Source organism: Polynucleobacter sp. Tro8-14-1 (genome assembly GCF_018881655.1).
In the GTDB taxonomy this organism is placed as follows: domain Bacteria; phylum Pseudomonadota; class Gammaproteobacteria; order Burkholderiales; family Burkholderiaceae; genus Polynucleobacter.
In genome coordinates, this window is sequence record NZ_JACVPX010000004.1 from 16158 (window position 1) to 41573 (window position 25416).

Annotated in this window: 21 protein-coding genes, 1 tRNA gene and 1 pseudogene; 8 read left to right on the plus strand and 15 right to left on the minus strand. The window is 47.1% G+C overall.

The features are described 5' to 3' along the window. Positions 1–14: 14 nt before the first annotated feature. Together ICN34_RS05265 and ICN34_RS05270 are read left to right on the plus strand one after the other, a co-directional pair. Positions 15–800 carry an AzlC family ABC transporter permease gene (locus ICN34_RS05265; RefSeq protein WP_072583977.1) on the plus strand — a complete coding sequence of 262 codons (786 nt, stop codon included), beginning with the start codon at positions 15–17 and terminating at the stop codon, positions 798–800. Further along, on the plus strand, positions 797–1156 hold the full coding sequence (locus ICN34_RS05270) for an AzlD domain-containing protein (RefSeq protein ID WP_072583976.1): 360 nt from the start codon (positions 797–799) through the stop codon (positions 1154–1156). Before ICN34_RS05265 ends, ICN34_RS05270 begins: the two co-directional genes overlap by 4 nt. Positions 1157–1189: 33 nt before the next feature. Here the strand turns inward: ICN34_RS05270 and ICN34_RS05275 are convergent, their stop codons facing one another. Both ICN34_RS05275 and ICN34_RS05280 read right to left on the minus strand, forming a co-directional pair. Then, positions 1190–4267, minus strand: a complete 3078-nt coding sequence (locus ICN34_RS05275; protein WP_216121258.1) for an FAD-binding and (Fe-S)-binding domain-containing protein — start codon at positions 4265–4267, stop codon at positions 1190–1192. Continuing rightward, on the minus strand, positions 4264–4950 hold the full coding sequence (locus tag ICN34_RS05280) for a GntR family transcriptional regulator (protein ID WP_072583974.1): 687 nt from the start codon (positions 4948–4950) through the stop codon (positions 4264–4266). Before ICN34_RS05280 ends, ICN34_RS05275 begins: the two co-directional genes overlap by 4 nt. Positions 4951–5166: 216 nt before the next feature. On the opposite strand from ICN34_RS05280, the gene ICN34_RS05285 reads away from it, so the two are divergent. From ICN34_RS05285 to ICN34_RS05295, 3 genes are all read left to right on the plus strand, one after another. Further along, positions 5167–6351: an alanine--glyoxylate aminotransferase family protein gene (locus ICN34_RS05285; RefSeq protein ID WP_072583973.1), complete on the plus strand. Its 1185-nt coding sequence runs from the start codon at positions 5167–5169 to the stop codon at positions 6349–6351. Positions 6352–6495: 144 nt separating this feature from the next. Then, complete coding sequence (locus tag ICN34_RS05290) at positions 6496–6903, plus strand: heme-binding protein (RefSeq protein ID WP_072583972.1); 408 nt, start codon at positions 6496–6498, stop codon at positions 6901–6903. Between the two features lie 6 nt (positions 6904–6909). Then, on the plus strand, positions 6910–8376 hold the full coding sequence (locus tag ICN34_RS05295; protein ID WP_216121260.1) for a DEAD/DEAH box helicase: 1467 nt from the start codon (positions 6910–6912) through the stop codon (positions 8374–8376). A gap of 24 nt (positions 8377–8400) precedes the next feature. Here the strand turns inward: ICN34_RS05295 and gluQRS are convergent, their stop codons facing one another. Continuing rightward, positions 8401–9339 carry a tRNA glutamyl-Q(34) synthetase GluQRS gene (gene gluQRS, locus ICN34_RS05300; RefSeq protein WP_370623968.1) on the minus strand — a complete coding sequence of 313 codons (939 nt, stop codon included), beginning with the start codon at positions 9337–9339 and terminating at the stop codon, positions 8401–8403. Positions 9340–9354: 15 nt separating this feature from the next. On the opposite strand from gluQRS, the gene dnaE reads away from it, so the two are divergent. Further along, positions 9355–12972 carry a DNA polymerase III subunit alpha gene (gene dnaE / locus ICN34_RS05305; protein ID WP_216121264.1) on the plus strand — a complete coding sequence of 1206 codons (3618 nt, stop codon included), beginning with the start codon at positions 9355–9357 and terminating at the stop codon, positions 12970–12972. A gap of 28 nt (positions 12973–13000) precedes the next feature. Here dnaE and ICN34_RS05310 read toward each other — a convergent pair whose 3' ends face one another. The 3 genes from ICN34_RS05310 to ICN34_RS05320 are packed head-to-tail and all read right to left on the minus strand — an operon-like array spanning position 13001 to position 15710. Beyond that, a complete protein-coding gene (locus ICN34_RS05310; RefSeq protein ID WP_216121266.1) occupies positions 13001–14158 on the minus strand; it encodes a glycosyltransferase family 9 protein in 1158 nt (385 codons plus the stop codon). A 14-nt stretch (positions 14159–14172) separates the two neighbouring features. After that, the gene (locus ICN34_RS05315; protein WP_072583967.1) at positions 14173–14952 is read right to left on the minus strand and encodes a glycosyltransferase family 2 protein; all 780 of its coding nucleotides are present in this window, start codon (positions 14950–14952) and stop codon (positions 14173–14175) included. Further along, positions 14949–15710 (minus strand): glycosyltransferase family 2 protein, encoded by a 762-nt coding sequence (locus tag ICN34_RS05320; protein ID WP_216121268.1) that lies wholly within the window; start codon positions 15708–15710, stop codon positions 14949–14951. The genes ICN34_RS05315 and ICN34_RS05320 overlap by 4 nt, the downstream gene beginning before the upstream one ends. A gap of 10 nt (positions 15711–15720) precedes the next feature. Between ICN34_RS05320 and msbA the strand changes: the two genes are divergently transcribed. Continuing rightward, on the plus strand, positions 15721–17484 hold the full coding sequence (msbA, locus tag ICN34_RS05325) for a lipid A export permease/ATP-binding protein MsbA (RefSeq protein WP_216121269.1): 1764 nt from the start codon (positions 15721–15723) through the stop codon (positions 17482–17484). 10 nt (positions 17485–17494) lie between these two features. On the opposite strand, the gene rng is transcribed toward msbA, so the two are convergent. The 8 genes and pseudogenes from rng to ICN34_RS05365 all read right to left on the minus strand — a co-directional run bounded on the left by rng (position 17495) and on the right by ICN34_RS05365 (position 24183). Beyond that, a complete protein-coding gene (gene rng / locus ICN34_RS05330) occupies positions 17495–18958 on the minus strand; it encodes a ribonuclease G (protein WP_072583964.1) in 1464 nt (487 codons plus the stop codon). Further along, positions 18955–19590 carry a nucleoside triphosphate pyrophosphatase gene (locus ICN34_RS05335; protein ID WP_370623969.1) on the minus strand — a complete coding sequence of 212 codons (636 nt, stop codon included), beginning with the start codon at positions 19588–19590 and terminating at the stop codon, positions 18955–18957. The genes rng and ICN34_RS05335 overlap by 4 nt, the downstream gene beginning before the upstream one ends. Continuing rightward, positions 19583–20026 (minus strand): 23S rRNA (pseudouridine(1915)-N(3))-methyltransferase RlmH, encoded by a 444-nt coding sequence (gene rlmH, locus ICN34_RS05340; RefSeq protein ID WP_216121271.1) that lies wholly within the window; start codon positions 20024–20026, stop codon positions 19583–19585. The genes ICN34_RS05335 and rlmH overlap by 8 nt, the downstream gene beginning before the upstream one ends. Positions 20027–20049: 23 nt before the next feature. Beyond that, positions 20050–20436: pseudogene (gene rsfS / locus ICN34_RS05345) on the minus strand (ribosome silencing factor); the annotation flags it as partial. Between the two features lie 45 nt (positions 20437–20481). Continuing rightward, positions 20482–21171, minus strand: a complete 690-nt coding sequence (locus ICN34_RS05350) for a nicotinate-nucleotide adenylyltransferase (RefSeq protein WP_216121273.1) — start codon at positions 21169–21171, stop codon at positions 20482–20484. Then, on the minus strand, positions 21168–22079 hold the full coding sequence (gene hemF, locus ICN34_RS05355; protein ID WP_216121470.1) for an oxygen-dependent coproporphyrinogen oxidase: 912 nt from the start codon (positions 22077–22079) through the stop codon (positions 21168–21170). Before hemF ends, ICN34_RS05350 begins: the two co-directional genes overlap by 4 nt. Before the next feature lie 42 nt (positions 22080–22121). Continuing rightward, entirely contained in the window at positions 22122–23399 is a 1278-nt protein-coding gene (purD, locus tag ICN34_RS05360; protein WP_216121276.1) for a phosphoribosylamine--glycine ligase, read from the minus strand. Positions 23400–23463: 64 nt separating this feature from the next. Further along, positions 23464–24183, minus strand: a complete 720-nt coding sequence (locus ICN34_RS05365) for a YebC/PmpR family DNA-binding transcriptional regulator (protein ID WP_072583807.1) — start codon at positions 24181–24183, stop codon at positions 23464–23466. Between the two features lie 152 nt (positions 24184–24335). On the opposite strand from ICN34_RS05365, the gene ICN34_RS05370 reads away from it, so the two are divergent. After that, positions 24336–24420: transfer RNA gene (locus ICN34_RS05370), tRNA-Leu, on the plus strand. Positions 24421–24458: 38 nt separating this feature from the next. Here ICN34_RS05370 and ICN34_RS05375 read toward each other — a convergent pair. Further along, on the minus strand, positions 24459–25400 hold the full coding sequence (locus ICN34_RS05375; protein ID WP_072583806.1) for a CysB family HTH-type transcriptional regulator: 942 nt from the start codon (positions 25398–25400) through the stop codon (positions 24459–24461). Between the last annotated feature and the right edge of the window lie 16 nt (positions 25401–25416).

Genomic DNA, 25416 nt, shown 5'->3' on the forward strand with positions numbered 1-25416 from the left:
TTTACAATTAAGTCATGTCATCCGCAGACCAGCCCTATATTGATCCTAGCGAAATCGCGCTAGAAGAGTCTGCGGCAGAGCGCTTTAAAAGTCCAAGAGATGCGTTTTGGTCCGGTATTCGGGATGCAGCGGGCGCTCCTGCGATGGTGCTCTTTGCTGGTATGGTGGGCTTCGGAGCAATGGGCAAAACCAACGGCTTTGATGTTTGGTTTACGACCTTTACTTCCTTCTTTATGTTCGCATTACCAGGGCAGGTTGTCTTGCTTGAGATGGCCATTACCGGCTCATCAGTTGTGGCTATTGCTTTAGCAGTCACGCTCACATCTACGCGCTTCATTACGATGACGGTGACACTCTTTCCGCAGTTCCACCAAAAAGATCGCAATCGTAGTCTGTATGCTTCAGTGCACCTGCTAGCGATGACAGCATGGGCCATCTCCATGCGCGAGTTTCATGCGATTGAGGTGAAGCATCGCCTTAGCTATTTTGTTGGCTTGGGATTGCTATGCTGGTTGATTTCTATTCCGGGAACTATTCTGGGTTTTTATCTGGCAGGTATGGTGCCACCCGCTGTGACCCTAGGCTTAGTCTTTATTAACCCCCTGTTTTTCTTGCTGACATTTACTGAGGTAAAGCCTTGGATTAACCGCATTGCGATTTGCTTGGGCTGCATCTTTGGCCCCATCTTCTTTGTAGTAGATCGCGATACCAGCCTATTAACCGCAGGACTAGTCTCTGGAACTATTGCTTACTTTATTGATCGTAAGTTCTTGCGCAAGAAAACTGGAGTTATTGGATGAGTGCAATAAATACCGTGTCTAACGCGCTTTCAGGCTGGGGCTTGTGGATCGCCTTGGTGGGTGCTTGTCTTGGCACTTATTTTTGTCGTGCGATTGGTGTATTTCTATCGCAAAGCATTAATCAAGATAGCGAGATCTTCCGCTGGTTGGCTGCTGTGACCTATGCGATGGTTGCTTCTTTAACCATTCGCTTGATTGTGATGCCACTTGGCCTGATGGCAACCGTACCTTTGTGGATACGAGCGCTGATTTGTGCTTTGGCTATCGGCGTGATGATCTCTAAACCCACCAAGCGATTGGTTCCCGCCTTACTGACAGGAACTTTACTGATGGTGGGTTACGGCGTCATTCGTTAAATAAAAATACGCCGCCCCATCCTCTTTTTGCTCTTATAGATGCGCCGCCAAAATTCTGGCGATATGCACAACTTCTCTTTGGGTGCCATCGGCAATTTGATGGCGACAGCTGGTGCCATCAGCTACCACCCAACTATCTGGCGATTTCCGAATACTAGGCAAAAGACTCGCTTCTGCCATTTGCTTAGAAACTTCAATATGTTCAGCTTCATAGCCAAAGCTCCCAGCCATACCGCAGCAAGAAGACTCAATCAGCTTAGGTTCTGCATTCGGAATAAGTTTGAGTAATTCCATTGCAGGAGTCACCGCAGCAAATGCCTTCTGATGGCAGTGACCATGAAACAAGACAGACTTATCGGCTGCTTTGAGATTCAATTTGAGTTTTCCTGCTCGTACTTCGCTAGTTAAAAACTCTTCGAGTAATTGCGCTTGTTTAGAAACGCTTATTGCTTTGTCACCAAAGCCCATCACCAAGGCTTCATCCTTTAGGGTGAAGAGGCAAGAAGGCTCTAAACCAATAATCGGAATGTTCTTGTCTGCGTAGGGCGCGAGGTGATCAACCAATTCACCGAGAGTTTCCTTGGCCTTATCGACCATGCCAGCCGCAAGATAGGTTCTGCCACAGCAAAACTCTTTAGAGCAGCCACCTTCACTTTTATTTGTTTGTTTGGTGGCGTTGCTTTGACTCTTGTGAGGAATATGCACGCGATAGCCTGCAGCATTCAGTACTTTTAATGCAGCTTGGAGATTCTCATCTTCAAAGTAGGCATTAAAGGTGTCTGCCAATAGAACAACGCCTTTGCCATCAGTATTGTTAGCCAATTGCTCTGGGCTGTATTGATAAATGTTTGCCGCTTTCTGATTCCAGAAAGTTTTACCCTTCCAAATCGGCAAACTTCTTTGCGCAGAAATCCCCATGACCCACTCTTGAAGTGTTGCAATAGGCTTAATGTGATTGCGTAAGTTGAGTAAGGTTGGCAGGAATGGAATAGCGCTAATCGTGTTGGCATATTTAGGCAAATAGGCAACTGCTAGATCTCGTAATGAATGACCAACACGTTTCTTATAGGCGGATAAGAACTCAATCTTCATCTTGGCCATATCCACGCCAGTAGGGCACTCACGACGGCAAGCTTTACAGCTTACACACAGCTCCATCACTTCTTTAATTGCGTCGCTACCGAGCGGTGAGGTCTCATCTTTGATGTCGAGTTGATTTGACAGTGCCAGACGCAAAGTATTTGCTCTGCCGCGGGTGAGGTGTTTCTCATCACGCGTTACGCGATAGCTTGGGCACATCACTTCAGCATCAAACTTGCGGCAGTGACCATTGTTATTGCACATCTCCACTGCTTTAGCTAAGCCCATGGCGGGATCACCGCCAGTGCCAGGCGCGGTAGTTGCCTCTGTGACGGGATCGTTCTGAACGTTCCAGGCAGACCAATCTAATGCAGGTTGCAAAGGGATAACTTTATAGCTTGGTGGAAATCTAAAGTTGCTCGCATCATCCATCTTAGGCGGATTGATGATCTTGCCCGGATTAAATAATCCCTTGGGATCAAAAGCGTATTTGATTTCTGCGAGGGCTTCAGTGATCTTGGGGCCAAACTGCCAAGAGATCCATTCGCCGCGGCATAAGCCATCGCCATGTTCACCGCTGTATGCGCCTTTGTATTTGCGCACCAAAGCAGAAGCCTCTTCAGCAACCGCACGCATCTTCTGGGCGCCATCTCTGCGCATATCCAAAATAGGGCGCACGTGCAGTGTTCCCACAGAAGCATGGGCATACCAAGTGCCACGTGAGCCATATTTAGAAAACACATCTGTTAAAGCTTGGGTATATTCGGCCAAACTTTCTAGCGGAACAGCACAGTCTTCAATAAAGCTCACCGGCTTACCGTCGCCCTTGAGGCTCATCATGATATTAAGACCTGCTTTGCGCACTTCCCATAGGTTCTTTTGCAGAGACGCATCAGGCATCGGCACAACAGATCCAGGCAAGCCCAGGTCACTCATCAGTTCTTGTAAGGCTTTGAGCTTCTCAAGCAATGAAGCATGAGACTCACCAGAAAACTCAACCAACAAAATGGCTTCTGGAGTCTGGGCTGTGTGATCAATTAAGGCGGTTTCAATGGTTTTCTTAAAGCTGGGATTGCTACGCGCTAAATCAATCATGGTGCGATCAACCAACTCAACAGCGGTAGGGTCAAGCTTCACAATATGCTGAGCACTATCCATTGCTTTGTAGAAGCTAGCGAAGTTCACAATGCCCAATACTTTATGTTGCGGCAAAGGCGCTAGCTTGAGTTTGAGTGACTTAAAGTACCCAAGAGTGCCTTCGCTACCAACTAGAAGGTGGGCTAGATTGACGCTGCCATCTTTTGTGTAAGGTAACTCACTCTGTGGATGAAAGATATCGAGGTTATAGCCAGCTACGCGTCGCAATACCTTCGGAAAGCGTGCTTCGATTTCTGGTTGGAGGGTAGTGGCTAGATTTTTAACAAAGTCACCTAACTGCTTAGCAGCCCCAGTGCTACTTGCGTAATCGCTGAAGTTGGCAATTCTGCCATCTGCTAACCAGGCATCAATACCCAAAACGTTATGCACCATATTGCCGTAAGCAATTGAGCGGCTACCGCAAGAGTTATTACCGGCCATACCGCCAATCGTCGCTTGTCCAGCAGTAGAAACATCCACTGGATACCAGAGACCATGTTGCTTGAGCGAGCCATTGAGATGGTCCAGCACAATGCCTGGCTCAACTTCAACATAACCCTTATCCAGATTGAGATCTAAAACATTTCTGAAGTATTTGGTGTTATCGATCACTAGTGCTGCACCAGTAGTTTGACCGCACTGACTTGTGCCGCCACCACGGGGGAGCACAGGCACGCCCATCTCTGCTGCTATCTGAATCGCGCTAGCAATATCTTGAGCAGTTTTCGGCACAAAGACTGCAACCGGCATGGCTTGATAGATCGAGGCATCTGTTGCATAGCGCCCGCGACTCGCAGTATCCGTCATCACTTCCCCTGAAGTCTCCTTGCGAAGACGAGCCGCTATAGCCGCTTGATCAACCATGAGTTCTTTAAGATCTAAGGGTTTGTTCATGATTTGGTAGCTTCTGACAGGGATTCTGATTGGAGTAATTGAGCAACGACATCGCGCTTATTTCTGACGTGTTGAATCATAATTTTTCTCATGCGGACACTATCTCGTGCCTTAAGGGCATCGAGCATTTCTTGATGTTCTTCCACAGCCTTTTCCCACTTAACGCCATCTTGATTGGAGCGAAAGCGTAATGCTTCAATGCGCGCATTGACTTGGGTAAAGAGTTTTGATAAAACAGGATTGTTTGCTGCCTGATTAATCAGATGATGAATACGTAAATTGAGTTTGTAATAACTCGATAAATCACGGCGTGCATAAGAGGCCATCATTTCATATTGGAGGGCTTCTAATTCAGAGAGAGTGGCATCGCTAATATTGTTGGCAGCCAATTCTCCTGAGAACCCCTCGAGATCTGCAATGACATCAAACGTATTTAAAACATCTGCAAGGCTGAGTTGCACTGCAATTGCACCACGATTGGCGATCAGCTCCACCAGACCTTCAGCTGCCAAACGGCGAATCGCCTCCCGAATGGGGGTGCGGGAGACGTTGAGGCTTTCAGCCAATTCACGCTCATTCAATTTACTGCCAGGGGCAATCTTGCCCTCGACCAAGAGGGATCTCAGCTTCTCGAAAGTCGCTTCATGCAAATTTTGTGAATTTGGCTGTTCTACTACCGTCATGGATCAACCCTTAGTTAAGCTCTTGGCTTATTAATTTGTATACAAAATAAGAATAAACCATCTTAAAGTATAAATACAGCCTTTAAATGCTTAATTTAGGCTTTATTCCGAGGATTATTTCAAATAAATTGTATACAAAATGGAAATTTCCCCAAAATTGTCATACACTAGCAGCAGAAATAACTACCTATAAACACTTTAAAAGTGAGACAAAGCATGTTGAAACTTGATAACCACGCATCAGGACGCCATTTTTTACATATCCCCGGCCCAAGTCCTGTGCCCCCACGCGTACTGCGCGCCATTAGCTATCAAACTATTGATCACCGTGGTCCAGAATTTGGTGCGTTTGGTCTCAAGGTATTGGATGGCATCAAAAAGATTTTTAAAACTGAGCAACCGGTCATTATTTATTCCGCGTCCGGAACCGGCGCTTGGGAAGGTGCATTAGTCAACGTTCTCAATCCTGGTGACAAAGTGTTGTTCTATGAAACTGGTCAATTTGCAAACTTGTGGCGTGCACTTGGTAAGCGTCTTGGTTTAGATGTTGAGGTGGTTGGTAAAGCCGGACAAGATTCTTGGCGTTGGGGAGTAGATGCATCTGTGATTGAAGAGCGTTTGCGCAAAGATACTGGTCATGAGATCAAAGCTGTTTGCGTAGTGCATAACGAAACTTCAACTGGCGTTACCTCCAATATTGCTGCCGTAAGAAAAGCAATTGATTCCTTAAAGCATCCAGCCTTATTGCTCGTAGACAGTGTATCTGGCTTGGGTTCAGCCGATTATGAGCATGACAAATGGGGCGCAGACGTAACTATCTCCGGCTCACAAAAAGGCTTGATGTTGCCACCTGGAATTGGCTTTAATGCTTTGTCACCACGTGCAATTGAAGTCAGTGAAAAAAACAAAATACATAAATCGTATTGGGCTTGGGATGAGATCCTAGAGTCTAATAAAAATGGATATTGGCCAACGACTCCCAGCACCAATTTGATGTACGGTTTGCATGAAGCTATGGACATGATGATGGCCGAAGGATTGGATGCGATCTTTGCGCGTCACCAGCGTTTAGCTGCTGCTTGTCGTGAAGCGGTGAATGCATGGGGTCTAGAAATTCAGTGTCAAGATAAAGACTGCTACTCACCAGTGTTGACTTGTATTGCAACACCAGAAGGTATGGATGCGGATGTATTGCGTAAACATGCGCTGGAGAAATTCAACCTCTCCTTGGGAACAGGTTTAGGCAAGATCAAAGGCAAGGCATTTCGCATTGGCCATTTAGGCGATTGCAATGAATTGAGCTTGATGGCCGCCCTCAGTGGGGTAGAGATGAGTCTGGGTTCTATGGGTTACAAACCCAAGGCCAGTGGAGTCGTTGCAGCCCAAGAGTTCCTTAAATAAGAAGTACTTAGGGCAACTTAGAGCAAATTAGGGTGGGTGGAGCCAGATTCCTCAGGTTCAATCTGGCTACACCCCTTATAATTCAAGTACTTATATAGAAGTGCATGAAATAAATACACCATATTCGAGATAGAAAGATTAAACATGACCGCAACTAAACCTTACCTAACTCAAGCTGATGCCCAAAAGATTTTGGATGCAGCTAATAAGCATGCGGCTGCCAATAATTGGGCAGTAACGATTGCCGTTTGTGATGATGGTGGTCATATGTTGGGCTTGATTCGTCGTGATGGTTGTGCTCCGGTATCAGCATACATTGCACAAGAGAAGGCACGTACAGCTGCAATGGGTAAACGTGAGAGTCGCGTTTACGAAGAAATTATTAATAACGGTCGCACCTCTTTCTTATCTGCCCCACATATTTCGGGCATGTTGGAGGGTGGGGTCAATATCGATGTAAATGGGTTTACCATCGGCGCAGTCGGCGTTTCCGGCGTTAAATCGACCGAGGATGCTGAAACCGCTAAGGCCGGCATTGCGGCCATCCTGTAAGTTACCTTGACAAATACTGCTACTGAAATAAATTCTTCTACAGGGGTGAGCGATATCGCTACCCCTGGTGCTACTGATACTGCTCCTCCAGCAACAATCACTTTTGCTGACTTTGGTTTAGACCCGAAAATTCAAAAAGCGGTTCTTGAGCAGGGTTACACTATTCCCACTCCGATTCAAGCGCAATCTATTCCGCATGTATTGGCGGGTAGTGACTTGATGGGTGCAGCACAAACTGGTACTGGTAAGACGGCTGCCTTTGTATTGCCGATCATTCAAAAGATTTTGCGTCACGCGAGTAACAGCGCATCGCCAGCACGTCATCCAATCCGTGCACTGGTTCTCACTCCGACACGTGAGCTGGCAGTGCAAGTAGCCGAAAATGCGGCAAGCTATTCCAAACACACTGATTTACGCGCTGCCGTTGTTTATGGTGGCGTGGATATGAAAGAACAAGTATCAATACTGCGTAATGGCGTAGAGATCTTGATCGCCACTCCAGGACGTTTGCTTGATCACATTGGCTCTAAGGTTGCCAACCTCTCCCAAGTGGAGATTTTGGTTTTAGACGAAGCCGATCGCATGCTTGATATGGGTTTCTTGCCTGACCTACAGCGCATCATTGATTTGATTCCTGCGCAAAGACAGACATTGTTGTTCTCTGCAACGTTCTCACCAGAAATTAAGAAACTGGCACAAAGTTATTTACGTACTCCGGTAACGGTTGAAGTGGCACGTCAAAATGCTGCGGCTGATACGGTGAAACAAGTAGTGCACATGGTTTCCTCTGCCGATAAGCAACGCGCGATTGTCAAAGTCCTTGAAGCACGTACTCGTGCTGGCTTATCACGCCAATGCATCATCTTTACCAATAGTCGTTTAGGATGTGCAAAGTTATCTCGTGCCTTAGAGCGTGACGGTATTAAAGCGGGCGCGATTCATGGTGACAAGAGTCAGGGTGAGCGTACTTTAACTTTGGACGCATTTAAATCTGGCGCAATCGAAGCATTAGTGGCAACCGATGTGGCTGCTCGAGGTTTAGATATTCCCGATATGCCGTGCGTGATTAATCACGAGTTACCTTATAACGCAGAAGACTTTATTCACCGCATTGGTCGTACAGGTCGTGCCGGCAGTAAAGGGGATGCGATTGCCTTAGTTGATGCCAGTGAAAAGCGTTTGCTTGACGATATCGAAAAGCTAATGAAGCGTAAGTTGGATGTTCAGCCTTTGCCTGAAGGTGCGCCTTCGCAAAGCCGTCCTTCATCTAGTAGTTATGGCAGCTCCAGTGGCTCTAGAAGTTCTTACAGCGCGCCAGCAAAAATGTCTGACCCTTTCTTCTATAAGCCTTACGAGCCAAGTGTAGCGTCTGTATCTACTGTAGATGCTGCTAAGCCAGAAGAGAAGAAAGCGGGCATTACTCCTGCAAAACCTGCTGTTGGTGCTTTACTCGGCGGCTTTAAGAAAAAATAATTAACTGAGTAATTAACTGAGTAATTAACTTCGCCATGCATGAGTGGCTGCAAGCAGCCACTCTGCAATAGTGACCTTCTCGCCATCCGGCAAATTCTGCAATCCCAAATGTATTGCTGCTTTACGTAACTCTCTCAGCGAGTGTTTCTTATCTTGCGTATTAATTTGTGTTGCTAAAGTTTGCTTGCTCAGTTTTTCACCATGCTCATCGAGCACCAGTGGAAGATGAAGATATTCTGGCCGCTTGTATCCCAATATCTCTTGTAGATAAATTTGCCTTGCAGTATTACTCAGCAAATCTTTGCCACGAACGATGTGTGTAATGTTCTGCTCGGCATCATCAACGACTACAGCTAGCTGATAGGTAAATAAGCCATCATTCCTGCGTAGTACAAAATCGCCTACTTCTGCATTGAGGTTTTGGCTTTGAGAGCCCAGAGCTAAGTCGTTAAATTCAATATGGCAATTTTGGGGAAGACCAATTCGCCAAGCACGTTGTAATTCCTCGATAGATTCTGTGGGATTGCTGATTATGTGGGCAGGGCGGCAAGTGCCGGGATAGATCATTTCTTGATTGCGGGGTGTCTCTATTCCGAGCTTAGCTAGGGCATTGGCAATAGTTTGTCTTGAGCAAGTGCAGGAATAGAGGCATTGAAGCCCATTTAAGCGCTCTAAAGCCCTTTGATAAGCCTCTTGGCGCTGAGATTGATGAATGACCTCCTCATCCCAAGAAAGGCCGCAGGCGAGTAATTGAGTCTGAATTTGCCCGGTTGCTTCAGGGAGGCACCTTGGGGTGTCCAAATCCTCGATTCTAAGCAGCCATTTACCCCCATTTTTGCGGGCATCTAGCCAGCTTCCTAGGGCGGCAACCAGGGATCCGGCATGTAGCGGACCGGTGGGCGAGGGGGCGAATCGCCCGCGATAGCCGCCGGTTGGGGATGAAGGGTTTTTGAGTGTGGACACAGCTAAAATCATCTCATGGCTTCACCCCGTTTTGTTCATCTTCGCGTCCATTCCGAGTTTTCGATTACGGATGGAGTCGTGCGCATTGATGATGCGGTAGCTGCTGCCGTCAAAGATGAGATGGGCGCGTTAGCGATTACGGATTTAAGTAATTTATTTGGTTTAGTGCGGTTCTATACCGCCGCTCGTTCTGGCGGGATCAAGCCGATTGCCGGAGCGGATGTTTGGGTGAGCAATCCTCAGGATCCAGATCAGCCTCATCGCTTATTGCTCTTGGTACAAAATCATTCCGGTTACCTCAATTTATGTGAGCTGCTCAGTAGGGCATCTCTCGACAATCAATCTCGTGGTCGCGCTGAAGTCGATTCCGCTTGGTTTAGTGAGCCCGCTGCCAAAGCAGAAGATAAAGCGGCCAAGCGCACACTCTCTTATGGCTTGATTGCACTTTCTGGCGCACGTATGGGTGAAGTCGGCATCGCGCTATTGGGTGGGCAAGAAGACCATGCCAAGATTGTTGCTAGACGCTACGAAAAACTCTTTCCGAAGTCTTTCTACATCGAGGTCCAGCGCGGCGGTAATCCTCAAGATGAAAAGCAACTCCAGCTTGCTTGCCATCTCGCCAGTGAACTAAACCTACCGGTGGTTGCAACCCACCCAGTGCAGTTCATGCAAAAGAGCGACTTTACAGCGCATGAAGCCCGCGTATGTATTGCTGAAGGGGAGTTACTCGGCAATCCACGCCGAACCAAAAAGTTTAATGACGAGCAGTACTTCCTGACCCAAGAGGAAATGGAAAAGCGTTTTGCTGATTTGCCAGTCGCACTAGCGAACTCGGTTGAAATTGCCAAGCGTTGCAATCTCTCATTGGTATTAGGTCAACCACGTTTACCGGATTTTCCAATACCGCCCGGAATTACTTTGGAAGACTATTTGTTGCAGCAATCCGAGGTCGGTTTGAAGCGCCACATGGAGCGTAATTTCCCGGATGCAGAAGAGCGCGAAGCAGAAATGAAGCGTTATTACGATCGTTTGGTATTTGAAGTCAAGACGATTTCTCAAATGGGCTTCCCGGGTTACTTCTTGATCGTGGCAGACTTTATTAACTGGGCTAAAAATAATGGCGTGCCTGTAGGTCCAGGCCGCGGATCCGGTGCCGGATCTTTAGTGGCGTACTCACTCGGTATTACCGACTTGGATCCGCTCCGTTACAACTTACTCTTTGAGCGCTTCCTTAACCCAGAGCGGGTATCGATGCCCGACTTTGATATCGACTTTTGCCAACATGGTCGCGACCGTGTGATTCAGTATGTAAAGGATAAGTACGGTAAAGATGCGGTGAGTCAGATCGCCACCTTCGGAACTATGGCAGCTAGAGCGGCGATTCGTGATGTGGGGCGTGTACTAGAGCAGGGCTATAACTTCGTAGACGGAATTGCCAAACTCATTCCGAATAAGCCAGGTCAGTATATGACCATTGAGATGGCGAAGAAGGAAGAGAAGCAATTAGCCGAGCGCGAAAAGAATGAAGATGAAGTGCGTCAATTACTTTCCTTGGCGCAGCAGTTAGAGGGCATGACCCGTAACGTGGGTATGCATGCGGGCGGTGTCTTAATTGCCCCAGGGCGCCTCACTGATTTTTGCCCACTCTACACACAAGAAAGCAAAGATCAAGACAGTAGCTCTGTGATCAGTCAATTTGATAAGGATGACGTAGAGGCGATTGGTCTGGTGAAGTTCGACTTCCTGGGCCTGACTACGCTTACTATTTTGGCAGCAGCAGAGCGTTGGATTAAATCACTACACGCTGATCGCAGAGACTGGAATATCGGAGAGATTGCGCTCGATGATGAAAAAGCATTTGATGTTCTGAAGCGCGCTAATACTGTCGCAGTATTTCAGCTAGAAAGCCGCGGCATGCAGGGCATGCTACGTGAAGCCAAGCCAGACCGCTTTGAGGACATTATTGCCCTAGTGGCTTTGTATCGTCCGGGCCCAATGGATTTGATCCCAGACTTTATTGAGCGTAAGCATGGTCGTCAAAAGGTAGAGTATCCCGATCCCCGTATTGAGCCTGTTCTGCGCGAGACCTACGGCATCATGGTCTATCAAGAGCAGGTGATGCAAATGGCGCAGATGATTGGCGGCTACTCATTGGGTGGTGCCGACATGTTACGTCGTGCGATGGGTAAGAAAAAGCCTGAAGAAATGGCTCAACATCGCAAGATCTTTAGTGATGGTGCAAAAGCGGGTGGCATTACCGAGTCAAAGGCAAATGAGATCTATGACTTGATGGAGCGTTTTGCGGGTTATGGATTTAATAAGTCCCATGCTGCCGCTTACGCACTCTTGGCATATCAAACCGCTTGGCTCAAAGCGTATTACCCAGCTGAATTTATGGCAGCCAACTTATCACTTGCAATGGATGACACCGATAAGGTGAAAATTCTGTATGACGATTGCTTAGTCAATAACATTCGGGTGTTCTCGCCAGATATCAATACCGGTGTTTATGAGTTCACCCCATTGCGCGCACCAGATGCTGCTCCAGATTCTTCCATCAGCCATATTCGTTATGGTTTAGGTGCGGTGCGTGGTACCGGTGAAGCGGCGATTGAATCTATCGTGAAGGCACGTGAAAGTGGCGGGCCATTTAAAGATTTGTTTGATTTTTGTGCACGAGTGGATCGTAGGCAAGTCAATCGCCGCGCGATTGAAGCGCTGATGCGTGCAGGTGCTTTTGATAGCTTGTATCGTGATTCCGTTCCAGCGGGTGGGAATCTGTATGACATTCGCTCTACCTTACTTGCCTCTTTAGCCAGAGCGATTGAGGCTGCTGAACAAGCTGAGGCATCGATTCACCAGGTGAGCTTGTTTGAGGCGGCCGGTGAAGAGGATCGCCATCTTCCAGAGTTAGTGCGTGAGCCTATCTGGTCTGAAAAGAAGCGTTTGCAAGAAGAGAAGAATGCCTTGGGTCTTTGCCTAACAGGGCACATGTTTGACGCCTATCGCGATGAGACTTCTCACTTTATCCGGCAGCCTTTATCTAAGGTAACAGAGGGTAAAGATCAACTCATTGCTGGCATTATTACTTCAGCTCGAATGCTGACTGGTCAACGCGGTCGCATGATGATTGCAACTATCGATGATGGCTCTGCTGCCCTCGAAGTCACCTTGTATAGCGAAGTCTACGAGCCCAATCGTTCTTGGCTAAAAGAGGATGAGCTCTTGGTTGCAAAGGTGAATGTGACGCCCGATAAGTTCTCAGGCGGCATGCGTATTGTGTCTGAGGCGGTAATGGATATCACGGGTGCGCGAATGCGCTTTGCCCGTAACGTGCATGTCTGTATTGATAATGCGGTTGATATCAAGATGCTCCGTAGCCAAATTAATCCCTACCTTATGGCTAATCGTGTGCGTGATCCTAAGCTTAGTGCATCTGCCCCTGCTGCGCCGGGATCCAATGATGGTATGAAGGGCTTAATGCTGACGGCTGCCGTCACTACTAGTGGCGGTGCTTGCTTGATGCAGTTCCCAGAAGAGTTGCGTATCTATCCTGACGATGCCTGTTTGCATGGCTTAAATCAAATCCTAGCTTCTAAGCAAAAAGATCCTGTACAGATTCAGTATCACTAAGTACGGTATTGCAGGATTGACCGTTGCTTTAGTTCGGTAATGCCTTCTGAATTGCCTCAATGACTTGCTTGGGTTCTAGCAGGTCCAAGCACTCACTATAACTATCGGCCTTATCTAGGCATCCGGCTTTACGGCAAGGCACGCATTCACCAGGGCCTTGCAGGATGGTGACATTGCCAACGGTTTGGGTGCGAGCACGCAATTGATATGGCTGCTCACCAATAAAACCATTGGGCCATGGACCAAAGTTCGTTGGTGGGGTGGCACCAAACAGAGTGATGGTTGGGGTATTGCATGCTGCTGCTAAATGGGTGATTGAAGTATCAACCCCAATATACAAAGCGGCCCCACGAATCAAAGTGCCTGCTTGGGGGATGGATAATTTACCAGCAGCATTAATCACTTTTTTCTTAGTTTCATCATCCAACAAGGAAATGATGTCGTGATTAAGTTGTATATCTTGCTTAGCAGGTGACGCACTGAGGATTACCTGGAAGTTCTGACTTACGAGCCAAGTGATGAGCTCTTGCCAATACGCAAGCGGCCAGCGCTTATAGGCCGTTAATGGTCCTGGGTGTACAACAACATAAGGTTGCTTAAGTTCGTTTGCAATGACCGGCGTTAAGGGCTCTCCTGCAGGCGGAGTAACTAAGATCGGTTTGGAAAATAATTCAGCTCGGTTTTTAAAAAAGTCCTCTAGTAGGCGCAGTTTTTCGGCAATAACATGCTGCTTAAAGTAGTCAACATCCACTGTGTGCATGCAGATAAATTTCTTCCAGGCATTTTGCTTCTCACTCTTACTTCTTTTCTGTTGGTCTTGTGCATCTTTGCCTTGAGGATGACCACCCAGTACACCAACCCTTCTAAAGGCCGCTACTAAGCCATAAAGGTAGGCGCGATCACTAGGTTGCGTCACAACTGCTAAGTCATAACGCTGAAAGAGGCGATTAAAGAGGGTGAGATATTCACCAAAACCGGGACGATCTGAAGTTTCAATCACTTCAGCAATGTCGGGATTGCCATGAAGCATCTCTAACTTGCCGCGATATCCTAAAAAATGAAACTCCGCATGAGGCCAAAGCTCTCTGGCTTTGCTAATCAGAGGCGTTGTTACTAATACGTCTCCAATTTGCCTCGTGGCAATAAATAAAACCTTTTTAGGTTTAAGTGCGGAATAAGCAGTCATAGCGTTTTAAAAAGTCAAAGAGCCTTAGCCAAGATCTTCTCGCGAACACGTCGAGCATTCTCGGCAGCATTGCCTTGATCGTGGATTGGATGAAAGAGATGGAGTACTTCCGTGGACCATGAGCCTGACTTGCGACGGATGCGATGGTGTTGTAAGCGGAAGATAAAATCGGCATCCTCATGGCCCCAGCCGGTCATAGTTTCATCAAAGCCATTGATTGCTTCAGCATCGGCTTTCCAGCAAGCCATGTTGCAACCCTTGATGCGACGCCAAACAAATTTTTTGTAGTCACGCCAGGAGCCGTTACCCAGCTTTACTTTGAGGGGCCAATATTTATTGATGCCTCCACTCAAGCGCTTGCTGATAAGGTTTGAAGAAAAGCGCTCATAATTCCACTGAGGCCAAGCGAGTAATTCGGTGGTGAGGTGTTCATTGAGCAGGACTCTGCTGCCGGTAACTAAGTATCCCTTTTGTGCTAGCGCACGATGCTGAGCCACAAAGTCTGGCTGGACAATGCAATCGCCATCCAGGAAAACCAAGTAATCGCCATGAGCTGCAGCGATTGCTTTATTGAGGATCTTGGTTTTCTGAAAGCCTTGGTCTTCTTGCCAAAGATGGGTGATAGAAGCGGGGTATGAACCTTTAATAGATTCAATGAGGTGTTTTGTGCTCTCAGTAGAGCCATCGTCAGCGATGATGATTTCAAAGTCCTGATCGGTTTGCGTAGCCAGAGATTCTAGGCAAAGCTTGAGTGCTTGTGGCCAGTTATAGGTGGCTAGCAAAATCGAAATCATTTACCGGTTTCCTGATTCAGGTGCCACAACTTGATATAGCGGTAATAGGTTCCTTGACCATTGGATACTGCTAATGCAAATCCTTGAGGACCGTCTAAAAATCCCGCACGCAAAACATAGGTGCGGAAAAATGCCCATGCACCATGCAGGACTGCCTTAAGAGGGTTGCTTGTTTTACCTCTAGCAAATGCTTGCTCTGCTGAGGCTGTGGAGTAGCGATCTAGCTTTTGGAGTACTTGAGAGTAGTTCATGAAGCTGTAATGCAGCATGGGATTTTCCAATTTTGCGACTTGACCATTGGGAACTAGGCGTTCATGAACCAAATCATCTGAGAAGCGGGCGGTGCCTCGTTTAAATAAACGATCGACATAATCCGGGCTCCAGCCGGAGTGACGGATAAAGCGTCCGCAATACCAAGAAAGTCTGGGGATGGCAAAGCAATCTACATGGGCGCTATGGTGAATGGCCGTCAGAATTTCTGACTTTAGAGCAGGGGTGAGTCTTTCATCGGCATCCAAGGATAGAACCCATTCGCTGGTAGCTAAATCCAGGGCGCGGTTCTTTTGGGGCCCAAAACCAGGCCAATCCGGCGGCTGGGCTATCGTTGCACCGTGGTTTTTGGCTATCTCAAGGGTGCGGTCAGAGCTGTTGGTATCAACAACCACGATCTGCTGGGCGATCCCCTCCAGAGAGGCCAAACAATCGTCCAAATTGGCCTCTTCATTGCGGGTGATGAGTATGACTGATAAGGTGGGCATAATTCATTATATGAATGCTCAAGACCGTACCGCCCTAAATCGCTTAATTACCTATCTCAAGCCCCATATCAACTTGATTGTTGGGTCTTTATTGGCTATGGCTGTAGTTGCCGCCGCCGAGACCTCAATCCCTGCCCTAATGAAGCCTTTGTTGGATCGTGGATTTACAGGTCAACTTAATAGCAAGCTCTGGCAAGTACCGGTTTTCTTGGTGGGTTTGGCTTTGGTGCGAAGTTTGGCCCAATTTTTGTCGAACTATTTACTTACTAGGGTAATTAACTCCGTACTTTTAAAGTTACGTGCGCAAATGTTTCAAACCCTTTTGAACGCTAGCACTACTTTTTTTCAAAAGAACTCGGCATCGACTTTAATTAATGGCGTTGTCTTTGAGGTGAATAACGTTCTCTCCGTCATGGGAACAATGTTAATTAGCTTAGTGCGAGATTCATTGACGGTCGTTGGTTTAATTGGTTATTTAATTTATTTAAATTGGCAGTTGACTTTAGTTGTCTTAGTTATTTTTCCCGTCATTGCATTCATCATGAGCAAAATTAATCGTCGCTTAAGGTCTCTTAACAGGGAGCAGCAAACGCTCACAAGCGATCTTGCTTATATTGTTGAAGAGGCTGCAGCTGGATACAAGATCGTTAAAGTTCATGGTGCTGAAGAGTATGAAATGTCCCGCTTCATGCAAAAGGCAGAACGCTTGCGCCAGTTTGCCTTGAAGTCTGCAGTGGCCGGCGGTCTAAATCAGCCAATTACACAACTCATTGCCTCCATGGCTTTGTCCGTGGTGTTGGTGATTGCCTTGATGCAATCTGCTACGGAAGGTACTACTGTGGGTGGGTTTGCAGCCTTCATTACTGCAATGATGTTGGTGATTTCTCCCTTGAAGCATTTAGCGGATATCAACCAACCTTTGCAGCGTGGTCTTACTGCAGCAGAGATGATTTTTGCATTGATGGATCAACCTTTTGAGGAAGATCAAGACCGCAAGCAAAGTATGAAGCCGCTTAATAAGGCAAAAGGCGCTATTCGTTTTGATGATGTAGGGTTCTCCTACCAGCAAGAAGCTGGACGTCAAGACGCCCTAAGCAATATCAATCTAAATATTAAGCCTGGAGAAGTGGTTGCTTTTGTGGGGCCATCTGGTGGCGGTAAGTCAACTCTCGTGAATTTGTTACCTCGATTCTTCAAGCCCACTAGTGGCCACATTTACTTGGATGACATTCCGCTGGAAGATATTGTGCTCGCAGATGTACGTCGACAAATCGCATTTGTCAGTCAAGACGTTATTCTCTTTAATGACACTATTGCCGCTAATGTGGCGTATGGTGCCAATGGCCCAGCTGGAGTCGATCGCGGTCGCGCGATAGAGGCATTAGAAGCCGCTAATCTCAGCGCTATGATCAAAGAATTGCCAGAAGGCATTGATTCCATGGTTGGGGACAACGGTAATCGCTTATCTGGCGGCCAACGTCAGCGTTTAGCCATTGCACGTGCTATCTATAAAGATGCATCAATTCTGATATTGGATGAAGCTACATCGGCTCTAGATTCTGAATCCGAGCGTCAGGTTCAGGAAGCGCTAGATACTTTAATGGCTAATAGAACGACTTTAGTGATTGCACACCGTTTATCGACCATTGAGCATGCTGACAGAATTGTGGTTTTGGAGCACGGCAAGATTGTCGAAAATGGTTCTCACGAAGATTTGATTAAGCACGATGGCTTGTATGCGAACTTGCATCGCATCCAATTCTCGAACGCTTAATTTAGAAAACTTAACTCAGAACAATATCGTATTGCTCTTGGCGGAAGCTACCTTCCGCTTGTAGGGTAATTGGCTTGCCAATGAAATCCCCCAACTGCGCCAAGAATTGATTCTCTTCCTCTAGAAATAAATCAATTACATCAGGCGCAGCCACAATCCTAAATTCACGTGGATTAAATTGGCGGTGCTCTCGCACAATTTCCCGCAAAATCTCATAACAAATCGTTTGGGCAGTTTTAATCTCACCTTTGCCAAGGCAAGTGGCGCAAGGTTCACAAGTGATATGGGCTAAGGACTCACGCGTCCGTTTGCGGGTCATTTCTACCAAGCCTAATGCAGAAAAGTCGCTTACTGAGGTGCGTGCATGATCGCGTTCAAGATTACGTTTGAGTTCATGCAACACAGATTCTTGATGGTCTTTGCCAATCATGTCGATGAAATCAATGATGATGATTCCACCCAGATTGCGTAAACGGAGTTGACGTGCAATCGCTTGGGCTGCCTCTAGATTGGTTTTAAAGACAGTGTCATCGAGATTGCGTGCACCGACGTAACTACCTGTGTTCACATCAATCGTAGTCATCGACTCTGTTTGATCGATCATGAGGTAGCCACCAGACTTGAGATCGACTCGGCGACCTAGTGCTTTATTAATCTCCGCATCAACATCAAATAAGTCAAAGAGTGCGCGTTCGCCGCGATGCAGAGTCAACTTACCTAAAAGGTTAGGCATGTAGGCATTTGTAAATGCTTTGAGCTTCTCAAAATTCTCGGCAGAATCCACACGGATTTGGGTGGTGTCCTCACCGGCAACATCGCGCAATACCCGCTCTGCTAGGCTAAGGTCCTGATAGAGTAGGGTAGGCGCCGGATTGTGTTTCATGGCTGCATGAATGTTTTCCCAGGTAGTTCGCAGGTAAAGCATGTCATGCTGTAGTTCTGTATCGGATGCATCTTGAGCGCTAGTGCGGACGATGATGCCGCCTTTTTCGTCTTCAGCCATTAGACCTGCAAGACGCGCCTTAATGGCTTCGCGTTCTTCAGGTTGATCAATCCGCTGAGAAACACCAATATATTTTTCGGTAGCGGTATCGCTACCTGCTGGCGGTAGATAAACTAAATTGCGTCCAGCAATACTCAGTTGGGTTGTTAAGCGTGCACCTTTTGTCCCTAAAGGGTCTTTTAATACCTGCACCAACAGTGTTTGACCTTCAAATAATAATTTTTCAATTTGTGCTTGAGGATTATTTTGTGTGATGTCAGCGACGTGCATAAATGCCGTGCGCTCAAGACCGATTTCGATAAATGCGGATTGCATGCCTGGCAGTACACGAACGACTTTGGCTAAATAGATATTTCCCACGATACCGCGTTGGCGAGTGCGCTCAATTTGTAGCTCTTGAACTGCTCCTTGCTGAATTAAAGCAACGCGCGTTTCTTGCGGGGTGATATTGATCAGTATTTCTTCATTCATATGCTGCTGACTTGGGCGCGATCTAGTAAAAGCTTTGTTTCATAAATAGGTAGGCCCATGATACCGCTATAGCTACCCTGAATTGAGGGAATAAAAGACCCACCCAAGCCCTGTATGCCATAGGCGCCAGCCTTACCAAAGGGCTCGCCGCTAGCGATGTAGCTGTCAATCTGCTCTTTCGACAAAACGGCAAACTGAACTTGAGAAATCTGTACAAGCTGTATGGGTTTTTCATCGGGGCTCACGGTTATCGCTACCGAGCTCAGTACTTCATGTACTTTGCCGCTGAGCATAGTCAGAATTCGGGCGGCATCCGCTGCGTCAACCGGTTTACCCAGAATTTCACCATCAGGATACTTAGGTAAGCTTACAGTGGTATCGGCGCAGAGTATCGGAGCCCAGGGTAAGCCACTTTTTTTCCATCGGCTGAGTGCTGCAGCACTTTTTGCCAAGGTAACGCGTTCTACATAGGCGTGTGCTTTTTCTTGTGGAAGAGGAGTTTCGATGCTCTCACTATCTTCATCGGGACTTGGCTGTAGCATTTCAAAGCGAACACCCATTTGCCTCAAGATCTCTTGGCGGCGAGGACTTTGCGAAGCCAGATAAATAAAAGAGTTCAACGGATTACTCACGATGATAGGGGTGGCCTTGCAGAATAGTCCAGGCTCGATAAAGCTGCTCTACTAACATGACTCTGGCCATGGCATGTGGCAAGGTAAGACTGGAGAGTCGCCACATGGCTTGCGCACCTGCTTTCAGACTAGGGTCCAAGCCATCCGCACCACCAATTAAAAAGGTAATGTCAAAACCTTCTTGGCGCCAGCTGGCTAGTTGCGTTGCTAAGTTCTGAGTGGTTTGGTCTTTGCCTCGTTCATCCAAAGCGATCACTCTGGATCCCTTGGGAATGGCTGCTGCAATTTTTACAGCTTCTTTTGCGGGTGTGAGATCAGGCTTGATCTCTTTGATTTCAATACTGCAGTCAGCAGGCATTCTTTTGATGTAGTCATGAGTTGCCGTAGCAACCCAATCAGGCATCTTATGACCAACGGAAACGATGGTGAGCCGCATTGCCGCAAGTGATGACGAGATTACTCGTCGTCTTCGGATTCGCTGGCCTTAACAAGACCTTTGTCACCGGCTAATTTCACGCGTACAGGTTTAGCACCCCACATACCTTCAAGCTGATAGTAGGAGCGCAACATTGGTTGCAAAATATGTACGACGATGTCGCCACAATCAACCAATACCCATTCGCCAGTTTCTAAACCTTCGATAGAAATGACTTCTCCACCTTTAGCATTCACCTCTTCTTTAACCGACATGGCTAAAGAGCGGGTTTGGCGATTACTAGAACCAGTGGCAATAACCACTCGATCAAATAACTCGCTTAATTTAGTGGTGTCATACACGCGGATATCTTGTGCTTTAACATCTTCTAGGGCATCAATCACGACGCGTTGTAATTTACGTAAGTCCATATTTTCTCGGCAATAATTTTTCTAATTAGAGTGATCTTAGCTTGATTACTGGTACAAGCCCAGATTTGTAATGATTTCTAGGGTGTGGGTTGGAATTTGCTCGGATGCAATAGAGCTCCGTGAGCTGGATTTGAGACGTTCTCGTAATGCAGTTGAGGATAGATCAATATTCAAGCTTTCATCGATGTATATGAGGCCTGCAGCGCTATTTTCAAGGGCATCGGCGTCCGATGTTTGATGGACCTCCAAAAATTGACCTACTTCAGAGCTAATTTCTAGCTTTAAATCATGGTGTGGCCTAGTCGCCACCGCAAAATTCACATACTGGCTCAGTTTTTCCCAAGAGTTCCAGCTAGGGAGGGCAACCAGAGAGTCTGCTCCCATCAGCCAAGTCAGGCTAGCATTTGTTCCAAAGCGCTCACGTAAGGCTTTAACGGTATCAATCGCATAACTAGGCCCAGCGCAATCTATCTCCATACGATCAATGCCTACTTGAGTGGGAATCTTGAGATATAAAAATGCGCGCGCTAAATCAATGCCCGCAGCTTCAGTCAACTTGAGGCGCATTTCTGCGGGAGTAATGCCGGCTCCCTTTTGCCAAGGCTCACCACTCGGAATAAGTAGCAGTGCATCTAAGCGGAGTAGCTTTGCAAAATGCGTAGCTAATTTCAAATGACCCACATGTGGAGGATCAAATGTACCTCCAAGAATGCCAATTTTCTTTATAGCGCTCAAGCTAGCCAATCTCGTGGCTTAAGGTAATAGTCATACAGCTTGGCCTCAGGAGTACCAGGCTTGGGTTGCCAGTTGTACCACCACTGAACTACTGGTGGCATCGACATCAAAATAGATTCGGTGCGACCACCAGAGTGCAAACCAAAGATAGTTCCACGATCAAAGATCAAGTTGTACTCTACATAGCGACCGCGGCGATATTCTTGGAAGGACTTTTCTTCGGGAGTGAAGCTGTCTTGATAGCGGCGCTGCACGATTGGTAGGTACGCATCGATAAATGCATCCCCAACTGCACGGGTCATTGCAAAACTTTTCTCAAAACCAAGCTCATTAAAATCATCAAAGAAAACGCCGCCAATACCACGCGGTTCTTCACGGTGTTTTAAGTAAAAGTATTCATCGCACCATTTTTTAAAACGAGGGTAGAGCTCCTCACCAAAAGGGTCTAAGGCATCTTTAGCGGTTTGATGAAAGTGTTTGCAGTCTTCATCAACGCCGTAATAGGGTGTGAGGTCAAAGCCACCCCCAAACCACCATACCGGCTCTTTACCAGGCGCTTGCGCAATAAAGCAACGCACATTCATATGCGTGGTGGGTACTTTGGGGTTATTCGGGTGGAATACCAAAGACACGCCCATTGCTTCAAAGCTACGACCTGCTACCTCTGGACGATGATGTGATGCAGAAGGGGGCATTTGATCGCCACGGACATGGGAGAAGCCTACTCCACCTTTTTCCAGAATATTGCCGCCATCCAAAATGCAGGTGCGACCATAACCCTTGAGTTTGCTGTCTTCAGGTTTGTGCCACTCATCAGCAACAAAGACCTTGCCATCCAAAGCACTCATTGCACTTGTGATTCGGTCTTGCAAGCCTAAAAAATACTCTTTTAAGGTTGCGATATCGATTTGGGTCTGTTGATCTGACAAGGGCGTTCTAACTTGATGGGTTTACTTAATTGCGCGGTAGCCAATATCTTTGCGATATTGCATGCCGTCAAATTGGATATGGTTGATGGCTTCGTATGCTTTTTGTTGGGCACCACGTACAGTATCTGCGAGACCTACTACGCACATCACCCGTCCACCGGAGGTCACTACTTTGCCATCTTGCAATTTCGTACCAGCATGGAAGGCAATTTGATCTTCAGTATCAGCCGGAATGCCGGTAATAACATCACCTGCACGCGGGGTATCAGGGTAATTGTGGGCTGCAAGCACAACACCTAAAGCAGTGCGGCGATCCCATTCCAGCTCAACTTCATTGAGCGTGCCGTCAACTGCATGATCTAATGCATTGACGAGGTCACTGCGCAGGCGAGCCATGATCGGTTGTGTTTCTGGGTCGCCCATGCGGCAGTTAAATTCTAAGGTCTTAATCTTGCCATCAGGCGTGATCATGAGACCCGCATACAAGAAGCCTGTATACGGAATGCCATCTGCTTGCATGCCCTTCACTGTTGGCATGATCACTTCACGCAATGCACGTGCATGAATTTCTGGAGTAACAACTGGTGCAGGGGAGTAAGCACCCATGCCGCCAGTATTCGGTCCTTGGTCAGCATCGAGTAAACGCTTGTGATCTTGGCTAGTAGCTAATGCAAGAACATTCTTGCCATCCACGAGAACAATGAAGCTAGCTTCTTCACCTGTTAGGAATTCTTCAATCACCACACGGGCACCTGCATTGCCTAATTTGTTATCAGCCAACATCATGTCAACTGCGGCATGCGCCTCTTCAAGACTCATTGCCACTACAACACCTTTACCTGCCGCAAGGCCGTCAGCCTTAATCACAATTGGCGCACCCTTGGCATCAATATAAGCATGCGCTTCAAGTGCGCTAGAAAACGTTTGGTAATCGGCTGTTGGAATACCATGACGCTTCATAAAGGCTTTAGAAAAGTCTTTAGAGGATTCCAGTTGAGCTGCCAATTGAGTTGGGCCAAAAATACGCAAGCCATTATTACGAAATACATCCACGATGCCAGCAGCAAGTGGCGCTTCTGGACCTACAACCGTTAGGTGTATCTTCTCGCGCTTAGCAAAGTCAGCCAGCTCTTGTAATCCAGTGATCGGTAAGTTCTCAATGCCAGCAGCGGTTTGTTTAGCGGTAGCTGTACCGCCATTACCAGGAGCAACATAAACCGTTTGGACTTGTGGGGATTGAGCCAGTTTCCAGGCTAAAGCATGTTCGCGTCCGCCAGATCCGATTAAGAGAATTTTCATAACGATAGTTTGTCAGTATTAATGAAGTAAAAATGCAGTAAATTTTTTATATATGCAAAGTCGATTAAAGAGCAGCATTCGTAAATACTTCTTGAACGTCATCTAAGTTCTCAAGCGCATCTAACAATTTCTGCATACTCTCAGCCTGATCACCTTCCAAGGCGATCTCAGTCTCAGGGCGCATGGCAACCGTTGCAAGCTCAGGCTTGAGACCCGCTTTACTAATGGCATCTTGTACGTTTGAAAAATCAGGAACGGGAGACAACACTTCTAAAGAGCCGTCGTCATGAGTGATCACATCCTCGGCGCCAGCATCTAAAGCTACTTCCATGAGTTGATCTTCACTGGTGCCCGGAGCAAATAACATTTGACCGCAGTGTTTGAATAAAAATGCAACAGAACCTTCGGTACCCATATTGCCGCCATTCTTATTAAAAGCATGGCGAACTTCAGCAACGGTGCGGGTACGGTTATCGGTTAAGCAATCCACAATAATGGCGGCGCCATTCATGCCATAACCCTCATAACGAATTTCTTCGTAGTTCACGCCTTCTAGAGATCCAGTGCCGCGTTGAATCGCTCTTTGCACGTTATCGTTTGGCATATTGGAGTCTTTGGCCTTATCAATAGCTAGGCGTAAACGTGGGTTAGTAGCAATATCACCACCGCCTAATTTGGCGGCTACGGTAATTTCTTTAATGAGTTTGGTCCAAATCTTGCCGCGTTTTTCGTCCTGACGACCTTTGCGGTGCTGAATATTGGCCCATTTCGAATGGCCGGCCATACGGGTAAGTCCTTTTAATAATTTGGCTAGAAGAGCTCATTTTAAGGGGTTCTAGACCCAAGGTAGGGGGTATCTGACCATTTTTTGTTACACTCTCATGTCTTAGCAGTAACAAAGTAGCAAAGTAAGCAGAATTTCCACTGCAAACACCTGCCTCGGTGATGGAATTGGTAGACGTGCCGGACTCAAAATCCGGTGCCGCAAGGCGTGGCGGTTCGAGTCCGCCCCGAGGCACCACTCAAAGACTGTTCAGTCCGTGAGCATTTCCAGATTATTTAAATTTCGTAAGTCTCGGATTCGTTATTCATTGCCTGCTCAACAATCTTCTTGGTGAGCGTTGGTGAGAAGAGTTCAATGAAGGTGTAAACAAATGAGCGCAAGTAAGCGCCTTGTTTGACCCCAAGATGGGTCACATTGTTACCAAATAAATGTCCCGCAGGAATCACTTTAAGATTGCGATCTCGATCGGGGTCATAAGCATGACCCGCAACAATACCAATGCCCATACCCGTTTCTACATAAGTCTTAATGACGTCGGCATCAATCGCTTCCAAAATAATATCGGGCGTAATGTTTCTTTGCGCAAAGGCTGCATCAACCTTGCTGCGACCAGCAAATGCTTTGTCGTAGGTGATGATTGGGTACTTAGCAATCTCTTCGAGAGTAAGTGTTGCCTGGTTGAGGAGGGGGTGGCTTAGCGGCACCATGAGCACGTGTTGCCATTGATAGCCGGGCAAAGCCAGTACGCCCGGAGTATTCGCAATCCCTTCAGTAGCAATGGCAATATCCGCGCGATCATGTGTGAGTAGCTCTGCAATTTGACCTGGGTTACCTTGCTGAATACTCACCTTTACCTTTGGAAAGCGTTTAGTAAATTCAGTCAGCACTTTAGGAAGTGCGTAGCGCGCTTGTGTATGGGTGGTGGCAATGACGAGACTACCTTGATCTTGACTAGCAAAATCCTTACCCACTCTCTTCAGTGTTTCCACTTCATCAAGGATGCGTTCAACCGAGCTCAAAATGCGTTTACCTGGTTCCGTCAAGGAGCGAATCCGCTTGCCATGGCGACGAAAGATCTCCACGCCTAACTCATCCTCCAATTCGATAATTGCTTTAGAAACCCCTGGTTGAGAGGTGAATAAGGCTTTAGCGGCAGTGGTTAAGTTGAAGTTTTGCCTAACGGCTTCACGCACAAAGCGAAATTGGTGGAGATTCATAAGGATTCCTGTCTAT

Excerpts from the sequence above, each read along its gene's own strand:
- ICN34_RS05290 (WP_072583972.1), top strand. The coding sequence starts at position 6,496 with ATGACCGCAACTAAACCTTACCTAACTCAAGCTGATGCCCAAAAGATT.
- ICN34_RS05365 (WP_072583807.1), bottom strand. The coding sequence starts at position 24,183 with ATGGCCGGCCATTCGAAATGGGCCAATATTCAGCACCGCAAAGGTCGT.
- rng (WP_072583964.1), bottom strand. The coding sequence starts at position 18,958 with ATGAATGAAGAAATACTGATCAATATCACCCCGCAAGAAACGCGCGTT.
- ICN34_RS05320 (WP_216121268.1), bottom strand. The coding sequence starts at position 15,710 with ATGCCCACCTTATCAGTCATACTCATCACCCGCAATGAAGAGGCCAAT.
- ICN34_RS05270 (WP_072583976.1), top strand. The coding sequence starts at position 797 with ATGAGTGCAATAAATACCGTGTCTAACGCGCTTTCAGGCTGGGGCTTG.
- msbA (WP_216121269.1), top strand. The coding sequence starts at position 15,721 with ATGAATGCTCAAGACCGTACCGCCCTAAATCGCTTAATTACCTATCTC.
- ICN34_RS05375 (WP_072583806.1), bottom strand. The coding sequence starts at position 25,400 with ATGAATCTCCACCAATTTCGCTTTGTGCGTGAAGCCGTTAGGCAAAAC.
- ICN34_RS05310 (WP_216121266.1), bottom strand. The coding sequence starts at position 14,158 with ATGACTGCTTATTCCGCACTTAAACCTAAAAAGGTTTTATTTATTGCC.
- ICN34_RS05315 (WP_072583967.1), bottom strand. The coding sequence starts at position 14,952 with ATGATTTCGATTTTGCTAGCCACCTATAACTGGCCACAAGCACTCAAG.
- dnaE (WP_216121264.1), top strand. The coding sequence starts at position 9,355 with ATGGCTTCACCCCGTTTTGTTCATCTTCGCGTCCATTCCGAGTTTTCG.
- purD (WP_216121276.1), bottom strand. The coding sequence starts at position 23,399 with ATGAAAATTCTCTTAATCGGATCTGGCGGACGCGAACATGCTTTAGCC.
- rlmH (WP_216121271.1), bottom strand. The coding sequence starts at position 20,026 with ATGCGGCTCACCATCGTTTCCGTTGGTCATAAGATGCCTGATTGGGTT.
- ICN34_RS05275 (WP_216121258.1), bottom strand. The coding sequence starts at position 4,267 with ATGAACAAACCCTTAGATCTTAAAGAACTCATGGTTGATCAAGCGGCT.
- ICN34_RS05285 (WP_072583973.1), top strand. The coding sequence starts at position 5,167 with ATGTTGAAACTTGATAACCACGCATCAGGACGCCATTTTTTACATATC.
- ICN34_RS05265 (WP_072583977.1), top strand. The coding sequence starts at position 15 with ATGTCATCCGCAGACCAGCCCTATATTGATCCTAGCGAAATCGCGCTA.
- ICN34_RS05280 (WP_072583974.1), bottom strand. The coding sequence starts at position 4,950 with ATGACGGTAGTAGAACAGCCAAATTCACAAAATTTGCATGAAGCGACT.